The organism is Roseburia sp. AF15-21, assembly GCF_003479505.1.
GTDB classification, from domain to species: Bacteria; Bacillota; Clostridia; order Lachnospirales; family Lachnospiraceae; genus Roseburia_C; species Roseburia_C amylophila.
The window spans coordinates 59,571-77,457 of record NZ_QUHG01000010.1 but is presented as its reverse complement, the minus strand read 5'-3'; the positions used below and the strand labels follow the sequence as shown (position 1 = coordinate 77,457).

Below are 17,887 nucleotides of genomic sequence, written 5' to 3'. Positions count from 1 at the left end.
TACATATTAACATCCGCTTATTCACGGGCTTTTCACAGACAGTCGAGTAGACTTACACCTCACAATGTAAGCCCCTCACAGAACCGTACGTGCGGCTTTCCCGCATACGGCTCTTCATAATAATATTTACAGTCTCAAAACAAGCTGACATAAATCTTTGGCATTGCCAATGGATAATATTTCAGCATTTCAATGAATCCTTCTCTTGTATAACTCTTTCTGTCACTTCGTCTATTCAGCACCTTAAACAGAAGTTCTCTCACTTGTTGTTTGTAGTTTGAAATCATTCTGCCATTAAAACTTATGCCATAGTATCTATAATGACCTATTAGCTTCAGATTTAGCATACCCATTAGTTTCTTTAGCGATTGGTCTCTATTCGCATATAACCATACCTTGATGTCTCGAATTTTCTGTCTGAATCTCTTAGAGCTTGTCTTTGGCATTATATATGGCATGCCTTTGCGTGAACGCCCACAATAGAATGTGAATCCCAGAAAATCAAATGTTTGTAATCTGATACACTCACCGCTCTTTTGCTTTGCCCTTGCAATATAAGCACCGCTTTGTAAGAGACGACTTTTACTATCTTCTAATTGCAAACCGAACTTTCCCATTCGTTCTTTAAGAAGCTTGTAGTAATTCTCTGCTTCCCATTTATATTGAAATCCTGCAACAAAATCATCTGCATATACAATTAGAAAGTTATCTCCCTTGCATTCTTTGGTAATAATAAACTTATACCATAGTGTCAATACATTGTGCATATATATGTTTGCTAGGATTGGACTTATGATATTGCCTTGAGCTGAACCTTCCTCATTCACCATAAGTTCACCATTATCCAGCACTCCCACTTTAAGATACTTTTTGACAAGACCAATTATGTTGGGGTCTTTAATATAAAGTTTGAGAAACTTGATAATCCATTCATGCTTCATATGGTCGAAGAATCCTTTGATGTCAGCATCCACAATATAGCAGATTTTCGTGTTGTTTAATCTCTTATACAGTTCTTTTATTGCGTTATGACATCCTCGATTTGGTCTGAATCCGTACATGCAGTTCAGAAATCTCGGTTCATAGATAGCTTCCAATATCTTCTTTAATGCTAATTGGACTATTTTGTCCTCATAGCACGCAATTCCTAATGGTCGAAGTTTTCCATTGCTTTTAGGGATATATACCCTAATTGATGGCTGTGGTTTGTATGATTTTCTTTTCAGTCTTTCTACCAAGTCATCTATGTTTTGCTCCAGATTTCTCTCGTACTCTTTCTTAGTAATCTCATCAACACCGACTGCTTTGTTTCCGTCTAATTCTTTGTGACATTGCAAAAGCATTTCTTTATTGATTAAATGATACAACGATGTGAACTCTGGTCTCGGCGAATTTGCCGATATTACTGCTATTCTTTCTAATTTCGTTTCCATCAATACCTCCGTCCCTGAGTACGGTTGATGTGTCCTCAGAAAGACCATTATTATGTAGCTCCCTTTCCTCCGTTAGCATTACCCAACTTCTTCAGTACTATGAAGCTATCCGACTGCCTACTGTTCTTTTGACATTCTCCTGTTTTGCAGTTGTTTGCCATACTTGCATTGGCAAGAAACAATAGGCTCTCCCCAGTTGACTGAATAATCACAATGTAAAACATAAAGTGCTCTTTGACCCCGCAGAAGCAAACCATTTCTCACCAATTCGAATTGATTTGTATTGCTTTCCGTCGAAATTAGAACGTCAGCCTTCTAGATGTCAAAATTTCGAGGCTCAATCACACTCTCTATTTTCTCGCTGTCTACGCTTAGCAACTACCATTACTGGCAGTCACCCAAGACTCGCTACTGGCGGTTGGTTAGACCTTACCAGACAGGCATTCCACCTGCTAGACTACTCGCCCTTGTCTGGGCGCACAATCTCGATTTGTATTTCTGTTTGTTTTAAAAATGGGCAACTCCGATTGGAATTGCCCACTCATTGCACTAATTATGCGATTTTTTCTTGCTTGCACCGATTTCTGCATCAATTGATGTAAATCGCTGTTTTTTCAGTTTTTTATCAAATGAAATACGTCCCGTCTATTCGGTAAAACGGTACATCTTTACATCACGTCGACTGGCGTCTCCGTGCGTTTTTCGCCTTATGTCGGTGTTCGCAAGCGCACACCGCCGCAAGGCTCAGTTTCTCATCTTAATAGAGCTTTGCACCTGCTGGAATGTGGTCATCTACCATCAGAAGATGGAGCTTTTCTTCGCCTTCTTCTTCATGAATAGCACTGAGGAGCATACCGCAAGAGTCAATGCCCATCATCGCTCTCGGTGGAAGATTTGTGATAGCAATAAGAGTCTTTCCAACCAGTTCTTCCGGCTCATAAAAGCTATGAATACCGCTTAAAATGGTTCTGTCTGTGCCTGTTCCGTCATCAAGAGTAAACTGTAACAGTTTCTTTGACTTCGGTACTGCAACACACTCTTTAACCTTTACTGCACGGAAATCTGACTTGCTGAATGTATCAAAGTCTACCATTTCCTCAAACAAAGGCTCAATCTTTACTTTAGAAAAATCAATCTTTTCAGACTCAGTTTTTACATTTTTTTCAGGTGCTTCAGAAGCTGTATTATTTACATCATTTTTCTTATTTACACCATCTAAGGACTTCATTGTCGGGAATTTTTTTAGCATTTCTTCGTTATTCTTCATAACGCTTCGCTGGGCTGTTTCTATTAAATTGTCTTCTCTTCATCATTATTCATGATGAACCATTGTCAGATTATATTTGTTGTCAATTTGATGTCATTTGGTTATTTCTGTTGTCAGATGGAAGTCTTCATAAGCCCTTCTTAAAATACATCCATTGTTGCAGCCAAATGTTCAAATGTTTCCTGTTTTTTCTCCTCGGTCGCTTCGGCATAGATATCCATCGTAGTCTGAATATCCTTATGCCCCATGATCGACTGGATAACCTTCAGGTTGGTTTCTCTTTCACAAAGCCTTGTGCAAAAAGTGTGTCTCAGATTGTGTGCCGAAAAGTTGGGTAACAGCACCGGCTCTCGATGCTCTTTTCTTGCTTCTACTTCTTCCGTCGCATTGTAAGAAGAAGCTATCCTCTTGATTGCCCGATTGACTGACTGCGCATTCATTATATTTCCATAACGGTTACAGAAAATAAATCCTGTCATTCCGTCAATCTCTGCATCCGTCCAGCCTTTCTCTTTCTGTTCTTCCCAGATCATTTCAAAAGCATCTTTGACCGCATCCAACATAGGAATGGTTCGCATCCCAGCTTCTGTTTTCGGTGTTGAAATGTGATTTTCTGAAGCACGATCTTCACCTACCGGATAATACGTCAGATTATGATTGACGCAGATAATCCGCTTCTCATAATTGATGTCTTCCCATCTCAATCCCAACACTTCACCAATACGACAGCCTGTCCCAAGAAAAACCGTAAAGATTGGCCACCAGTGATAATAAATCGGATGCGTGGCAATATATTCCATAAATGCTCTCTGCTGTGGAATTGTCAGTGCATGTCTCACACCGATTTTCATACCTAAATTTTTCTTTAATTCTGCCATGACACCATCCGAAGGATTTTTTCTGATAATGTCATCCCTCACTGCCAGTTGAAAAGTCGGATGCAGTAACGTATGAACTGTTTCCAATGTATTGATCTGCAATTCTTGTTTCTCAACCAGATAATTATAGAATTGCACTACATCTGAATACTTGATTTCTGCTATATTCCGCTTTCCAAATGTATCTCGCACAAAGCGGTCATACATATACAGATAATTGCTCTTGGTCGTCGGTTTCAGATTGTTTTTGAGACTCATGTAACGGTCAAATACAAAATTTACAGTAGCCTTTCCGGCAACATAGATATCCAGACCGTCCATCTGATCTTTCATGAGTTGTGCTTCTTTTTCCCGAAGCGTTACAAGGTCTTGTGCATAAACATACTTACGTCTTCCAAGTGGGTCCGTATAAGTATATACATACCTCTCATCGGAACGTCTCTGTGATTCACCTTTCCGCAGGACTCTGCCCCGCAGATCTTTTCTTGTCTGTGCCATATAAATCCTCCTTCAAATAAAGGAAGGACTCCATATTATTCAGGTCTGTTCAAAACTTTCTCCAGTCCCTGCAAGACAACTTCTGTCACAGTCATTTTGTGTTTTCCGGCATAATCACAGATACGCTTATACATAGAATCTTCCACCCGGATACTCAATACTTTCTTTTTTACATTTTCCGATTTTGGTCTCCCTGTTCTCGCCATATCTGTTCTTATTCCTCCACATCCACATTATAATTTTCGTATGACAAAAAGTCAATCCCTGTTTTTCGTCCTTCCGCAAGTTTCTTCTGTTTTCTACGCAATCCGAAATGTCTCCAGATACTTTTCAAAAATCTCACAGTTTACAAGAGCAACCTTGTCAATCTTATACACTGCTTTGGCTTCTTTCGCCAGCTCCTGGAATTTCGTCAGTCCAATGCTGTAAAGCTCTGCCCCTTCCTGATAACGGACAAATTTCTTTGCTATTTTCTTTGTTTTCTCTACATCTTTACGTGCATATCCCATACACAACACCTCCTTTTGGGCATGAAAAAAGCAGCTACCCTATTTTTTTCATAGACTAACTGCTCGTGTTAAGTTCCATATTCAGTTTTATTCTATAAATCCGACAGTGAAATTCGGTCATATGCGCCATTTTTCTTATCTTCAGGGTGTGGTTCCAGTCCGATAATCGTAATGTCTTTCTGGTCTGGTCCATAAACCCAGTACATTCTCATTGCGCCACTGGTTTTGTTTTCCAGATAAGACTGCCACACTTTCATTCCATAACGTCTGGACAATGGCTCTATCTCATGGGTTTGAAGACTTGGATACCCTGGATCTGCCGATAACAGATTTAAAGCCTTTCCCCATTTTTTATACAACTGTTCTTCCTTCTTTTTTATATTCCCAGAACGATATTTCTCCTGCAGATCTAGCCAAAGTTCCTGCATTTCAGGGATTCCCATTCGTATATTAAAGTTCATTCTTTGTTCCTTTTAAAAATCTGACAGGTCAATAGCCGGAGAAACATCTCCTCTTTTAAAGTTACTTACTGCACGATCCATATCTGCCAGGGTTCTGGCTGAAATGCTCTCTGGCACTGCCAGTTCCCGAGGTTCCAGAATAATGCAGCCATTTCCATATTCTTTTACATTATAATACTGATAAGCAGCTCCTCTGAGGGTAATCCTTTTTTTATTGTCCAGATGAGCAACATAATCTTTCATTGCTTCCATTATCAACACCTCCTACGCAAGCATTTGTGTGGGAAATCCCACCTCTTGCTATTATAATACGCTTTTCTATATTTTCTGTCAATCCAAATTTACTTATTCCTATACACTTAAAAATATCCATACGCCGGCAGGTGGCAGACGGCAGATAAGGTATCTATAAAACGCTGTACCTTCTTAATCTGTCTGCCACCATCCGTTTTTTAATCAGATATTCCTGTTTATTCTTCATTCGGTCTCTTACATCACACATTATCTGCCTGAATGTTTTCTGCTTTTTCACTTTCTTTAGTACACTCATAATCTTCAATGCTTTCCGTCAGTTCATTCTCTATTCCCTGTTTTAATCCATTAAGAATTTTCTCACCTTTTTCTTTATGAACTTTTTTCATTGAATAAAGTTTTTTTGCTCCAACTATTAGTCCTACCCCAGCAAGAGTTGCTGTTGCACCAAACAATGCGCCTTTTCTCATACCGTTTTCTTCAAAAAAATCTACCATAATTTTCATTCCCTCTTTCATATCCCCATCACCGATATTTTTCAGACCATGCGTCATATCCGGTGCAGCTTTACATTCATTAGACAATAACTCTGTTATTTTTTTACTAAGATCACTCATTTGCATCCCCCTTTACATTCTCAATGTTTTTCAATAAATATTCCAGGCTTTTTACCTTTGTTTCTTCATCAACTATTTCCTGTTCAAGCTGGGCAATAGCCTTCTTCTTATTTTTTATATTTGCATTAACCGTTACAAGATTCTCTTTCAATATCTTTTTTATTTCCTCCGAATCAACAGTAGAATTCTTTATTGCTTCACCTTTTTCAATATTCTTTGCTACAAAAGTTCCTAACAACAATGTCGAGGCAGCAACAATTCCTCCTATCGGATTAGCCAATGCAGCTGCATATTTAGGCGTATTCCTTGTGAATTCTCTCAACATTGCATCAGTGATAACACTCCCCTTCTTCCGCGAATCCATATTAGCCTTTAATTTCCCTGAGCGAATCCATCTTCTAACAGTTTCTTCAGACGTATTCATCATTTTGGCAACTTCTTTTACTGTGTACGTGTCCAAAGAATCTCACCTCCTAAAATCAAGTATACGTTTTAATGCTACATTTGTCAATTTTTATAGCATTAAAATGTAGCATTAAATTCAACGATCTATACAATTGTTAAACGTTTCTGATTGGTTGGATTATTCTTTAATATTAATCACACTTTTAACCGAATACAGTTTTCCTGCTTCTCATTTATCCAATACTCCAGTTCATTCTTCATCCGGCTTCTTACATCACGCATTGTCCTCCCGGATATTCCCTGTTCCTTTGCTTTGTCGTCTAATTCCCTGATTGAAATTTCGTTTTTATCAACAAGCAGTTCCTGAATCAGCTTTGCTCCTCGTTCCAGCTTTGTTTCGGTTGCTTTTCCTTCTTTTCCATCTAACAATTCATCTGCCGAAATTTCATAAGCTCCCACCCATCGGAAACCTTCTTCATCTCCCAGTTTAAAAGCCATTGTCTCCCCTGGCGGTGCAAGAGAACTTTTTTCATGAATCAACACTCTCGTTGTCGGATCTTTTCTCACTTTTCCAATAAAAATCAAGCTTCTTACTGCTGCCATGATATCAATAGAGCCAAGCCCCCGGTAAGTACTCTGTGTCCCAGAAGATTTGTTCAAATGACCAATCAGCACGATAGCACAACTGGTTTTCTCTGCAATCATACCCAATTTGCGAAATACCGGACGAACTTCATTTGCCCGGTTCATGTCCACATCTGCTCCGATAAATGCCTGTACCGGATCAATGATTACAAGCTGGACATGATTCTGTCTGACCGCTTTTTCAATCCGATCATCGGATAAGGTCAATACTTCTTCCGAATCATCAATTACCATAACCCGGCTCAGATCTGCTCCTGCTTCCACCAGTCTTGGCTTAATAGTATCGCCCATGCCATCCTCTGCTGTCTGGTAAATCACATTGAATGGCTCAACATCTTCCATGTTTGGAAACAACTTACGGTTCGTGCACGCTGCTGTCAGCATCATGGCAAAATAGGTTTTTCCCTCTCCCGGATTGCCCTGAATGATTGTTAGTTTTCCAAATGGAATATAAGGGAACCACAGCCATTCCACACTGGTCTGTTCAATATCTTTATAACATAACATCGGCACCAGTGCTTCTTTCTCCTGCATTTTCATTGTAACGGTTTCCTGTATCACTTTCTTTCTGTCAGCATTTTCGTCACAGAGAATTTCATTCCAGTCTTTTCTGGCAGGTTTCAACCGGATCACACGATATCCATCCGGAATTTCTCCTGCCAATTTTTCACAAGCTTCATTTCCTGTGTGATCATTATCCAGGCACAGAAAAACCGAAGTAATCTGAGGGCGTTCAGAAAGAAAAGTCATCAGTGCCACACTGGAGACTCCGCCCAGGCTCAGGTAGCTACGTTTCTTCCAGTCTTTTGGAAATAACTGGATAAATGACAGCAGATCAATGGCTGCTTCAAATACAAACAGTTGATTATCCTCTCCTCTGTGACAGAATCCATAAGATTTATCCGAACCAGCTACATCTCCCCGATATTTTATCCCGCCAGTTCCCCTGCAGTGCGCATATCTCGGAATACCGTCTGCATCTCTGCCGACAAATACAACATTATGGTGTTTCTTTTCTTCGTAAATATTCCCACCGGCAATCCATTCCTCCACCAGATCTTTCTCAAGCCTCCTGATTTCTGTCAGATATTTTATGACCGTCTCATTCGTTTCACTTTTCTCCGGTAACCGGAAGTCAGGTGACGGGGCGAGGCAGGACTTCTGCCTGCCTTCGCCTTCTTCACCGATCAACATCTTCACCGCTTCCGGAAATGTGACATGATAAAATTCCATCACAAAATCCACCGGATAGCCACCCTTATTCTGGCTATGACGATACCAGCGATTTCCTGATACCGTTACACTGTCATGCTTTTTCCAACGGTATTCTCTGCCACTTTTTACCAACTGTTCTCCCTGTGCATTCAGAAAAGAAACAAGATCTGTCTGGTTTGCTCTTGCGATCTGTTCTTCTGTATACTGCATTTTCATCATCCTTTCCCGTCTGTCCTGCAACAGATTTTTATAAACTTATCTCATTACTTCGTTTTTTCTTCATTTGTCGATTTTTCACTTTTTTTTCCTCAATCAGTTTCTGGTTCTCCGCCAGTCTGCCATGAATAGAAGATTTCTGTTTCGATTCCCGCTCCGGCATTTCTCTTTTTTCTTCTGAAAGCCCGGAAGTACCTGTTTCTGGCATTTCACGATCTCGCCTGGCAATATCAGCACATCTCTGTACCTTTTTCACAAAGGCAAGCTCATCCTGATAGGGCTGATTATCAGCTTTTAATTCTTCAATCATTATACGGAGATCTTCTTTTTCTTTTTTCCATCTGGATTCTGGCAGCCGTCCCTTTTTATCCCGGTATGGTTTTAGTTCACGCTCACATTTACGATAATAATTGATCGCTTTTTTATGCTCCGTATAAAACTTTTCCCGTCTTTTCTGGAAAAAGAAGTGGTTGTATTCATCTATCAACGGCTGATTCTGCTTCAATACCTGCATCTTCTTTTCCAAATCTTCCAGGTTTTTCAGTTGTTCTCTCTTTTCACTGATTTCAGCTTTGCTGGCAGAAATAATTCCATTCAGTTCCTGAATTCGTGTTTGTAAATCGTCCATTGTCTCAATGTTGTGTACCTGAAGATAATTGATGGATTTTGCAAACTCCTGTAAGTTTGAAATTTTCTTTCCCCTTCGTTCCATCTCCGCATAAAAATTTGAAAGTTTCGGGCTATTCTGCGTTTTTTTATCATAATAATCTTGCAGACTCTCCAAAAGCGTCGGGTTCTGCTGCCTTCGATCCAGTTCCATTTTCATTTCTTCATAGGCTGTTTTCATCCACTGGATAGATTCTTTTAAGGAAATGAACATCTGATTGAATTGCCGGATCGCCCGATTCAACTCTCCAATGATTGTTTTGATTCCCTTCTTCTCCATTGCTCTGACTTCGTACCCTTCATGAATTGTCGGGATCAGATCAATTCCCTGTTCTTTATAGGAACGATGGTCGATTCTTGCTGCCATATGACACTCCCGGAATTTATCATTCACTTTCTCGGTCCATGCCTTTCTCCATTCCTTTAAAAGTTCAGGATCGTTCCAACCGGTAGTAGAAACAGCATTGAAGACATACTTTCCTTTGGCATCTTTTATCCTGTTTCCTTCTTCGTCTAAAACATATTCCCGTTTCTGTTTATTTCCCCAAATTCCTTCTTCTGTAAAAGGACGAATTGGAGCAAGTACATGAAAATGAGGATTATCCGGTTCATCTCCATCTTTTGATTTTCCCTCATGAACTGCCAGATCCACAATCATGCCACGTGCCACAAATTGTTCCTGGCAAAATTCTCTCGCCAGTTGGATATTCTCCTCTAACGTCAGTTCATTCTGCAATGCAATGTCAAAAGAATAGGCAAGCTGTGCCCGCTTGCCCTTTTCTGCTCTCTCTACCTCGTTCCATAATGTTTCCCTGTCTGATAATCGTTCCGGCACATAATCCGGTTTGAGGATTTCTGTAAACATCACACCGGATTTCCTCGTGTAATCATGGACTTGTCCATAATAATCGTTATACAATTTTTGCCCGGAAATATACGCAGCCGAATTCACCACTGTCTGCCCTTTTCCTCTGGATACCTGCTTTACAGAAAAATGATAAAGTGCCATCAGCTATCATCTCCCTTCGTGGTTTTCTTTACTTCTTCAGCAATCTGCTGTCGTTCCTTTCTTCCTGCCTCCAGATATCTATCCCGGACTGTATCTCTGTTGTATTTAAGAACTTTCATTTCATTCATTACTTTCTGGAAATCCTCCTGCTCAAGATCTTTGGACATAGGAAACGCTTTTTCAAACTCAGCACCTTTAACCACCAATCGGTGTGATCGTTCTTTCCTCTCGATCAGCTTTTTTCTCTGTTCCAGAATATTCTTATTGTGCATTGCCTGTTCAAGTTCCTTTTTACTTTTTTCCATGTTGGCTTTCAATTCTTCCAGTGACATGGATTCATATTTGGGGTTCTTCTCTCTGGTCATTGTCTGTCTCTCCTTATTTTCACAAACAAAAAGAACCAGCTTTCTCTCATAAATGCTGATTCCCTGATATAAATGAGATAGGCACCTGTGCCGCAAGGGGAGCTATCCCCTTGTCCGAAATCTATGATTTCGCTACATTCCCGGATTAAGATTTCTCAAATCCGGGAACAGCACCGCAGGTCGCACGATACAGGCAGATGTAATTGCCTGTATAGAAGTGCGCTCTTAGCTTGCTAAGAGAATTATGCCGTATCCGGCGTGCTATTTTCATCATCCGTAAATTCCATCATCTCATCAATGGTACAGTCCATTTTTTTACAGATCTTCTCAACTGTCTCCATGGACACATACTTGTTTTTTCCCATCCGGGCAAGAATATTTCCGCTGATTCCGGCGAGGTATTGCATCTCTACTCGCTTCATATTTTTATCAATGAGCATTTTCCATAATCTGTTATAACTCACACCCATAATCCACACCTCCAACCACTTATTCCAGATTAGTCAAATGGGATCTCACCTTCTGCTGCTTCCATAAATCCTTCCTTATCTGTTTTCGGTGTACCAGTTGAGTTTTCACCACCGCTGTTGTCCTTGTTCTGAGCAAATTCATGCTCTTTCACAATTACATCCGTGGTATAAATCATCTTTCCATCCTTGTCCTTATAATTACCAGTACTGATACGACCACCGATCACAATCCGCATTCCTTTATGAAGATATTTCTGTGCAAACTCTGCACTCTTTCCAAATGTTACACAGGAAATAAAATCTGCTTCCTGTTCCCCATCACGTTTATATCTTCTGTTTACTGCCAGCATGTATCTTGCTACTGCCATATCATTATCTTTCCAGGCATATTTAATTTCCGGATTTTTTGTCAATCTTCCCATTAAAATAACCTTATTCATAGTCATTATCATCCTTTCCAGGCATTTCGCCCTGTGAATATTATTATCAGTTACTTTTTCGCCAGCGGTTTCCGTGCGTTTCCCTGTCACCTGCAGCCATCTCAGACTGCCTCTGCCTGCATATACAGGTCACTGACCATAAGGCTCCGGTCAGCCGCCCATCATCGGGAGTGTCATTATGATCTCGCTCACTTTCAGAAAAGAAAGGTCATAGCAAGACTCCTGGTAGACTTCCAGGGTGCACTTATCAGTTGTCAAGGTTCAACAAAGGAACATTTTCAAAACGTCCTCTAATTACTAAAGTCAAATGACCTGGCACGATGCAAAAAATTCGTGATATTTTTTTGCGTTTTTATTACCTTGCCTTTTGTTTTCGTTAGTTCCTTCATATACTCTGTACTGAGGCGTATAAAAACGGACATGATTTTGAAAAATAATTGTTCCTTTACCTATAAAGCTTTAAAAACGGTATTTACCAACCCTCTTTTGCAAGTTTGTTATACATAAATGAAATATTTCTTCACTAATTACCTGTTACATAGAACGTGAGGGCAGATATTTTCTTAGAAAAATCATTTTTCCACTAATCACACGTGGCAGAGGATATAATGTCAGATGATTTTGAAAAAAAGCAAAAAAATAGGCACTAACCATTTACGGTTAATGCCCTTTAGGATAATCATTATTTATCTGTTTTTATCTGATTGCGAAAGTACACTTGCAGCTAAACTCTTTGTTGTTCCAGAATACTTATTACTGTTCATTACCATAGATGCCTTTGTTTCCATAGCTTTACCAGTAATTTTTCCGGTGTTTCTCTGTGACAATACACTTGCAGCTAATGACTTCTGAATTTGAGAACTATTATTCGATCTCATAATTTTTGAAGCCTGTGTTGATAATTTCTGTCCACTTGATTTTTTATTCATGTTTTGTCTCTCTTTCTTTTTAAGAGAGAATGTGATCATCAAACATTCTCGAACATATTGTTACTTATAATTTATTTATCGTTCTTTTCTTTGGCTTCTTTACGTGGAAAGCAAAATACCTTTTTGCCAACCTGCTTAGCATATAAACGATTTCCATTTCTTAATGTAATATATGCTGTAAAAACCATGTCAGTCTGGTCACATTTTACCATGCAATCTGCCTCCTTTCCAAAAGATTTTTCTCAGACGAATCCGAAAAAGTATGGAAATTGGCAGAAACAAATACTAAAATATATTTGAAAGATATGGTTTTAGTAGATGATCTTTTGTCTCTGCTATTTCCGCCAGAGTTCGTTTGAGGCCCTAATCTCAAATGAACTCTTTTTTTGGAATCAGAAAAGTTGCAAGCCTTATACCATAGTGACTGCTTCATTCAAATCAAACAGCATTAAATTCATTTCTGGAACTAATACGCCATTTACTCGATACGACAACTGACTCAAATCCCAATCACAAATTCTTGCAATCGTGTTAATCAAATCTTTTGCATTCCATCGAACCGACAAAACACCATTTGATTTTTCCTTATAAAACTGTACTGACTTATCATCATGTTCATCACATGCTTGAACCGCAATCTGTTTATCAGATTCGTTTATCAGAAGCTTTACATATGTTGGGTATTTCATCTTCATGATTACAGATTTGTTGAATGTAATACCATTACTTGTAATCGAAATATATGGTACACCCTCGCTAAAGTCAAACGTCTTAAAATTTGATAAATCAATCACTCTGCTCGCCTCCTTTCTGTTTTCTATATGATTATAACATATTCATCCATTCTGTTCAATCCTATTTATTTTCTTGTTTTCTTTTCGTCTTTTATTTGTTTTTTATTCATCTTTTGTTCTTCTATTATTTTATTATTTATTCACTTGTCATTTTATACATTTGTATTAAAACTCATGCGAATACTTTTTATTTAAAAGAATTTAACTGAAAACAGATACAATTTTTATAGTAGTCAAAACAAAAGGCACTAACCATTTGCGGGTAATGCCTTTTCGGTTAATCATTATTTTCTATTTTTCTTCTGTCAGCTTCTGATACATTTTCATCAATTCTGCCACACAATCGGCTTCCGACATTTTAGTGCTGAATCCATAAGCCTCCATCACAGCTCTGTTGTTTGCGTTATGTGCTTTAAGTAATTCCGGCGGCATAGTCAACGGGTCATAAAGATCTGCAAGACTGCTATTTGGATAAAGTGCTCTGGCATTTAAGATTGCCTGTGCAGTTTTCTTTATCTTTTCTTTTTGTTCATCCGTAGGTGACGGCCATGGGAAATTATTGTAAACAATCGTATTAGAATAACTATAATCACTCTTTAATCTGCCACATACAACTCTTGTCCATGCCATATGAACATTCGACATCAATATACCAAACTCATAGCTTGTTGCAGATGGCATTGTAAAAAGTTTATCACCCGGAATAATTTCACCATCCAGATAATCCATTGGAATATATCTTCTGTTTTGTGATGACACCTTCGGTATCGCTATATACGGAGAATCATATTCAAGTATTGATGCAAATAATCCTGGAGTATCTGCAGCTTTTCTTGTATTATTTCTCGTGCTTGCCATTCTAAATTCACGAACTTTATCAATTCTTTCTCTGACAAGCGGACACCGTTTCAATAATGATGGATCTGCCCCAACTAGCCATATACAATATCTTGGTTTTCTATCAATAAAATCTTTTCCCATCATATAATGTCTGATGAAAGACATTGCCTGTGGCTCTTTAGATATCAATTCTTCTTTTTCTTCTTCCGTAAGTATCAAATATCCGCCATCTATTGCCTGTCCTCCTAATGAAATAGGTGGAACATCTGATAAAGGTTTCATTCTTTTTTCAATTGAAATATTATCTGCATCCAGCAGATAACCATTAATATTTTTTGCTACTATTATATCGTCCTTGGAATATATCTTCTTCTGATACTCTGCACCATTTTTTCTACTAAATCCTATAATGACACAATGTACATGTGCTTTGATCGAAGCCTCACTATCCCATATAAATGTTCTATATGCATAATCAATTTGTATTCCATCTTCAAACAGTGGTTTCCACAAAATGGAAACGCTCTCTCCCTGAGTAATTGAATTAGTCGATACAAGAGCTGCTCTGATATTTATATTTTCCTTCATGTAATCAGATGCCTTTTTATACCAGCAACTTACATAATCGAGATTACCTACACTTTTCCATCCAGCAAATATATCAGCAACATCTTCTTTTTGTTTTTCTCCCATCCACCTTGCACCAACGAAAGGTGGATTCCCCATTATATAAGATAATGACTTAGCCAAAACAACGCTGTTCCAATCTACCTTCAGTGCATTACCTTCTGCAATATTTACATACGTCTTCAACGGAAGGAAATCATCATTGAACCCATATACAATATTTTTTGTTTCCTCCATCATCTGTGATTCTGCAATCCACAAAGCTGTCTTTGCTACTGTCACAGCAAAGTCATTGATCTCAATTCCATAAAATTGTTGAATGGATACTCTGATTGGATTATGAACATCTCCCAACGTCATCTGACCACCAACTTTTTCACGAATGACTTCATTTTCTAACCGTCGAAGTGATAAATATGTTTCCGTCAGAAAATTTCCCGAACCACAAGCCGGATCTAAAAATGTCAGTAAAGCCAGTTTATTCTGAAATTCATCCAGACGTTTTACTTTTGTCCTCTGCACCTGTATTTTCAAAATCTCATGAAATTCCGTCTGCAATTTATCGAGAAACAACGGATCAATCACTTTATGTATATTGGAAATACTTGTATAGTGCATTCCACCGGATCTTCTCGTTTCTGGATTTAACGTTGACTCAAACACTGCCCCAAAAATTGTAGGGGATATATCACTCCAGTCAAAATCTTCAGAAGCTTTGGTCAAAAGTAATTCTTTGATTTCTTCTGTCAACGGCGGAATCTCAATAGTTTCATCTGAAAACAATCCACCATTCACATACGGAAACTGTGCTAAATCTTCTTCTAAATATTCGTCTCTCTCAGAGACAGGTGTATCCAAGACTTTAAACAGTTCCAGTAATGCACGCCTACAGTCTTTCACTTCATATGCTTTCAGATAATCATGGAAAATATTCCGTTTTCCAAAAATCCCAGCATCCTCGGCATAAAGACAGAACACAATTCGAACACATAAAGCATTCAGACTTTTCAGTTTATGCTCTCTTTTCTCTTTTTGTTCAATGGTTTCCTCTTTCGCTTTTACTTCTGGAATCTTATACTGTGTAAGGAATGCTTCATAAAGCAGTCCAACAATATCTCCTGCTTTAATCGATACTTCCATCTCGTGAGAGATTTTCTGCACATCTTTCTTTATTAAAATATCAAGCAACGGATACTTACTCGGTATTTCATCCAATGATATTTTTACTGTCTCCGGTACTCTGGCATTCATATCATAAATCCATATATCAGAGAAATTGCTGGTAATGATCCAACGTGCCTTTTCATCATATGGGAGATTATCATTATATCGTTTTGCTTGATCATACGGCGTCAGTTCTATTGAACCAGAATTCATAATCTTATGGTCCAGTGCTTTACCAAGACTCTTTTGTTCAATCAATACATGCGTTTCTGGAATATACACATCAATTCTTTTTGTATTTCCATCTACCACAACTTTTTTCTCAAATTCCACACGATCTGTCACATTCTCCATTCCAAGAACGTTTGACAGAAAATCAATCCAATATGATCTTCCATCCTCATCTTCTCTTCCTCTCCCCTTCCATTTATTTGCAAATTGGCGGGCAGCTTCCCTCTGTTCTGCATCGGTCATCGTTTTTTTCCTCCTGCGTATCCGTAAGCTCTCATATTCATAATCTATTAACTCAGACAGGTAAAGTACCGATACTTATCATGTATCTGTATATCATCATTCATCTGCAAAAATGTGTACTTTTTGACAAGTGCTTTGGAGGTATCGTCAACGAACTTCTATCGTTGGAAGATAGGCTGTTTTATGATATTATGGAGTAGTAGAGAAAAAATGAGCATTTTACAGGAAAGTACACTTTCATGTAAAACACCCACCTTACAATAATTTGGCTTTTTCGTAAATTTCTGCACGATACCGAAAAGTTGATAAGGGCATATTACATTCTTTCGCAGCAGACGTTCCAGTTATTTTCCCGTTTTTCCACCGCTGATACACATCGTGAAAATTATCTGGCAATCTGCTTGGTGGTCTGCCGAACCGCACACCTCTGGCTTTTGCCGCTGCAATACCTTCTGCCTGCCTTTGCCGAATATTTGTTCTTTCGTTTTCTGCTACAAATGACAGTACCTGCAATACAATATCTGACAGAAATGTTCCCATCAAATCTTTTCCCCGGCGAGTGTCAAGTAAAGGCATATCAAGAACTACAATATCAATTCCTTTATCTTTTGTGAGAATTCTCCACTGTTCCAGTATTTCCGCATAGTTACGTCCTAAGCGATCAATACTTTTTATATAAAGAAGATCATCTTTCCGGACACGTCGAATCATTTTTCTGTATTGTGGGCGCTTGAAGTCTTTTCCAGACTGTTTATCAATAAAAATATTCTTTTCTGGGATAGCCAACTCCTTCAATGCAATCAATTGCCGATCTTCGTTCTGATCCCGACTACTGACACGTATATATCCAAATATATTTCCCATCCTTGTTTCCTCCTGCATAGTCTCTGATAGGTGAAAAGCTGTCTTCCCCAAAAGAAAGACAGCTCCCCATGTCTTCTCTGAACTTTTTCACTCTAAACTACTCTCTTATTCAGGACAATGCTTTAAGGATCTGTTTCATGCACTTTTTCAACTTCATCCCATCTTTTAATCCCAGTCGATAAAAGAATTCCTCTGTATCTGCTCCACTGTTGAATATAGCATCACAATATTTCGTAATCGCTTCTTCCTGCTCCGGCGAAAGTGAAGCTATTACTTTTTCATATTCTTCCTCGACTTTATCTGGTTCTGTATCTGTTTGCTGTTTTAATTTCCAGTCCGTATATGCCTTTCCCATGTGTTCTGTTATTGCCAGATTTAAAAATTCTTCAATTTCTTTTGTCATTTTCATAGATTCCCACCTGCTCTTTCTCAATCCTGTATCTCATTTGCCCTCCTATACATACACCAATTCGTTCAATGCAATTTCCTGTGCACGATTCCTGATATTATTTGCCCTGCGAACCCATTCCATAGGATTCTGTGCTTTCAAGTCCTCTGTTACGCCCTCAGCACTTCTCATCCGTGCTTCAATCAGCTCAAAGCGTTCCTGTGCCTGTTCATTCACATCTGCCAGATGACTGTCCAGCCTGGCGGTCAGAAGAAGACAGCTATACATTCCTGATTTATGTTCTTTCAGATATTCCTTCCGTAGCATCCCCCAGTAGCCAATCGGTCTGGTTTCTTTCGGTAAGGATAACACTGGCAGATAATAATCTCCTACCAGTACATAATCCAATCCATTATTATCATCATGTATCTTTTTTCTTAATTCGCTCATGTGCTTGCCTC

20 protein-coding genes and 1 pseudogene are annotated in these 17,887 nt (G+C 38.7%); all 21 read right to left on the bottom strand.

Annotated elements, in window-relative coordinates:
- Positions 1-134: 134 nt before the first annotated feature.
- Entirely contained in the window at positions 135-1,433 is a 1,299-nt protein-coding gene (gene ltrA, locus DWW33_RS12815) for a group II intron reverse transcriptase/maturase (RefSeq protein WP_118639643.1), read from the bottom strand.
- A gap of 757 nt (positions 1,434-2,190) precedes the next feature.
- A pseudogene (locus tag DWW33_RS12805) lies at positions 2,191-2,670 on the bottom strand (lysine--tRNA ligase); the annotation flags it as partial.
- Positions 2,671-2,840: 170 nt separating this feature from the next.
- Entirely contained in the window at positions 2,841-4,076 is a 1,236-nt protein-coding gene (locus DWW33_RS12800; RefSeq protein ID WP_118063368.1) for a tyrosine-type recombinase/integrase, read from the bottom strand.
- A 35-nt stretch (positions 4,077-4,111) separates the two neighbouring features.
- The gene (locus DWW33_RS15850; RefSeq protein WP_015526701.1) at positions 4,112-4,282 is read right to left on the bottom strand and encodes a hypothetical protein; all 171 of its coding nucleotides are present in this window, start codon (positions 4,280-4,282) and stop codon (positions 4,112-4,114) included.
- A gap of 93 nt (positions 4,283-4,375) precedes the next feature.
- Positions 4,376-4,585, bottom strand: coding sequence for a DUF6462 family protein (locus DWW33_RS12795; RefSeq protein WP_005609464.1), 210 nt, complete (start codon positions 4,583-4,585; stop codon positions 4,376-4,378).
- 92 nt (positions 4,586-4,677) lie between these two features.
- Complete coding sequence (locus tag DWW33_RS12790) at positions 4,678-5,046, bottom strand: hypothetical protein (RefSeq protein WP_118639642.1); 369 nt, start codon at positions 5,044-5,046, stop codon at positions 4,678-4,680.
- Between the two features lie 12 nt (positions 5,047-5,058).
- Positions 5,059-5,298 carry a hypothetical protein gene (locus DWW33_RS12785; RefSeq protein ID WP_005609451.1) on the bottom strand — a complete coding sequence of 80 codons (240 nt, stop codon included), beginning with the start codon at positions 5,296-5,298 and terminating at the stop codon, positions 5,059-5,061.
- Positions 5,299-5,540: 242 nt separating this feature from the next.
- Positions 5,541-5,915 carry a hypothetical protein gene (locus DWW33_RS12780; protein WP_118063366.1) on the bottom strand — a complete coding sequence of 125 codons (375 nt, stop codon included), beginning with the start codon at positions 5,913-5,915 and terminating at the stop codon, positions 5,541-5,543.
- On the bottom strand, positions 5,908-6,375 hold the full coding sequence (locus DWW33_RS12775; RefSeq protein ID WP_044961321.1) for a helix-turn-helix domain-containing protein: 468 nt from the start codon (positions 6,373-6,375) through the stop codon (positions 5,908-5,910). Before DWW33_RS12775 ends, DWW33_RS12780 begins: the two co-directional genes overlap by 8 nt.
- Before the next feature lie 140 nt (positions 6,376-6,515).
- The gene (locus DWW33_RS12770; protein WP_199650783.1) at positions 6,516-8,390 is read right to left on the bottom strand and encodes an AAA family ATPase; all 1,875 of its coding nucleotides are present in this window, start codon (positions 8,388-8,390) and stop codon (positions 6,516-6,518) included.
- Between the two features lie 37 nt (positions 8,391-8,427).
- Positions 8,428-10,071, bottom strand: a complete 1,644-nt coding sequence (gene mobQ / locus DWW33_RS12765) for a MobQ family relaxase (RefSeq protein ID WP_118639640.1) — start codon at positions 10,069-10,071, stop codon at positions 8,428-8,430.
- Complete coding sequence (locus DWW33_RS12760; protein WP_021651159.1) at positions 10,071-10,436, bottom strand: DUF3847 domain-containing protein; 366 nt, start codon at positions 10,434-10,436, stop codon at positions 10,071-10,073. Before DWW33_RS12760 ends, mobQ begins: the two co-directional genes overlap by 1 nt.
- A 242-nt stretch (positions 10,437-10,678) precedes the next feature.
- Complete coding sequence (locus DWW33_RS12755) at positions 10,679-10,906, bottom strand: helix-turn-helix domain-containing protein (protein ID WP_015526709.1); 228 nt, start codon at positions 10,904-10,906, stop codon at positions 10,679-10,681.
- Between the two features lie 29 nt (positions 10,907-10,935).
- A complete protein-coding gene (locus DWW33_RS12750) occupies positions 10,936-11,346 on the bottom strand; it encodes a single-stranded DNA-binding protein (RefSeq protein WP_118639639.1) in 411 nt (136 codons plus the stop codon).
- Positions 11,347-12,032: 686 nt separating this feature from the next.
- Positions 12,033-12,275, bottom strand: coding sequence for a hypothetical protein (locus DWW33_RS12745; protein WP_044961316.1), 243 nt, complete (start codon positions 12,273-12,275; stop codon positions 12,033-12,035).
- A 71-nt stretch (positions 12,276-12,346) separates the two neighbouring features.
- Positions 12,347-12,487: a hypothetical protein gene (locus DWW33_RS15845; protein WP_015526712.1), complete on the bottom strand. Its 141-nt coding sequence runs from the start codon at positions 12,485-12,487 to the stop codon at positions 12,347-12,349.
- A gap of 198 nt (positions 12,488-12,685) precedes the next feature.
- Entirely contained in the window at positions 12,686-13,069 is a 384-nt protein-coding gene (locus DWW33_RS12740; RefSeq protein WP_180211098.1) for a hypothetical protein, read from the bottom strand.
- Positions 13,070-13,360: 291 nt separating this feature from the next.
- The gene (locus DWW33_RS12735) at positions 13,361-16,174 is read right to left on the bottom strand and encodes a DNA methyltransferase (protein ID WP_118639638.1); all 2,814 of its coding nucleotides are present in this window, start codon (positions 16,172-16,174) and stop codon (positions 13,361-13,363) included.
- 255 nt (positions 16,175-16,429) lie between these two features.
- On the bottom strand, positions 16,430-17,038 hold the full coding sequence (locus tag DWW33_RS12730) for a recombinase family protein (protein ID WP_015526714.1): 609 nt from the start codon (positions 17,036-17,038) through the stop codon (positions 16,430-16,432).
- 109 nt (positions 17,039-17,147) lie between these two features.
- Positions 17,148-17,447 (bottom strand): hypothetical protein, encoded by a 300-nt coding sequence (locus tag DWW33_RS12725; protein ID WP_243003885.1) that lies wholly within the window; start codon positions 17,445-17,447, stop codon positions 17,148-17,150.
- A gap of 45 nt (positions 17,448-17,492) precedes the next feature.
- On the bottom strand, positions 17,493-17,876 hold the full coding sequence (locus tag DWW33_RS12720; RefSeq protein ID WP_118063362.1) for a TnpV protein: 384 nt from the start codon (positions 17,874-17,876) through the stop codon (positions 17,493-17,495).
- Between the last annotated feature and the right edge of the window lie 11 nt (positions 17,877-17,887).

Bases quoted from the DNA above. Each gene is read 5' to 3' on its own strand.
- ltrA (WP_118639643.1), bottom strand. From the start codon at position 1,433: ATGGAAACGAAATTAGAAAGAATAGCAGTAATATCGGCAAATTCGCCG.
- DWW33_RS12800 (WP_118063368.1), bottom strand. From the start codon at position 4,076: ATGGCACAGACAAGAAAAGATCTGCGGGGCAGAGTCCTGCGGAAAGGT.
- DWW33_RS15850 (WP_015526701.1), bottom strand. From the start codon at position 4,282: ATGGCGAGAACAGGGAGACCAAAATCGGAAAATGTAAAAAAGAAAGTA.
- DWW33_RS12795 (WP_005609464.1), bottom strand. From the start codon at position 4,585: ATGGGATATGCACGTAAAGATGTAGAGAAAACAAAGAAAATAGCAAAG.
- DWW33_RS12790 (WP_118639642.1), bottom strand. From the start codon at position 5,046: ATGAACTTTAATATACGAATGGGAATCCCTGAAATGCAGGAACTTTGG.
- DWW33_RS12785 (WP_005609451.1), bottom strand. From the start codon at position 5,298: ATGGAAGCAATGAAAGATTATGTTGCTCATCTGGACAATAAAAAAAGG.
- DWW33_RS12780 (WP_118063366.1), bottom strand. From the start codon at position 5,915: ATGAGTGATCTTAGTAAAAAAATAACAGAGTTATTGTCTAATGAATGT.
- DWW33_RS12770 (WP_199650783.1), bottom strand. From the start codon at position 8,390: ATGCAGTATACAGAAGAACAGATCGCAAGAGCAAACCAGACAGATCTT.
- mobQ (WP_118639640.1), bottom strand. From the start codon at position 10,071: ATGGCACTTTATCATTTTTCTGTAAAGCAGGTATCCAGAGGAAAAGGG.
- DWW33_RS12760 (WP_021651159.1), bottom strand. From the start codon at position 10,436: ATGACCAGAGAGAAGAACCCCAAATATGAATCCATGTCACTGGAAGAA.
- DWW33_RS12755 (WP_015526709.1), bottom strand. From the start codon at position 10,906: ATGGGTGTGAGTTATAACAGATTATGGAAAATGCTCATTGATAAAAAT.
- DWW33_RS12750 (WP_118639639.1), bottom strand. From the start codon at position 11,346: ATGAATAAGGTTATTTTAATGGGAAGATTGACAAAAAATCCGGAAATT.
- DWW33_RS12745 (WP_044961316.1), bottom strand. From the start codon at position 12,275: ATGAATAAAAAATCAAGTGGACAGAAATTATCAACACAGGCTTCAAAA.
- DWW33_RS15845 (WP_015526712.1), bottom strand. From the start codon at position 12,487: ATGGTAAAATGTGACCAGACTGACATGGTTTTTACAGCATATATTACA.
- DWW33_RS12735 (WP_118639638.1), bottom strand. From the start codon at position 16,174: ATGACCGATGCAGAACAGAGGGAAGCTGCCCGCCAATTTGCAAATAAA.
- DWW33_RS12730 (WP_015526714.1), bottom strand. From the start codon at position 17,038: ATGGGAAATATATTTGGATATATACGTGTCAGTAGTCGGGATCAGAAC.
- DWW33_RS12725 (WP_243003885.1), bottom strand. From the start codon at position 17,447: ATGAAAATGACAAAAGAAATTGAAGAATTTTTAAATCTGGCAATAACA.
- DWW33_RS12720 (WP_118063362.1), bottom strand. From the start codon at position 17,876: ATGAGCGAATTAAGAAAAAAGATACATGATGATAATAATGGATTGGAT.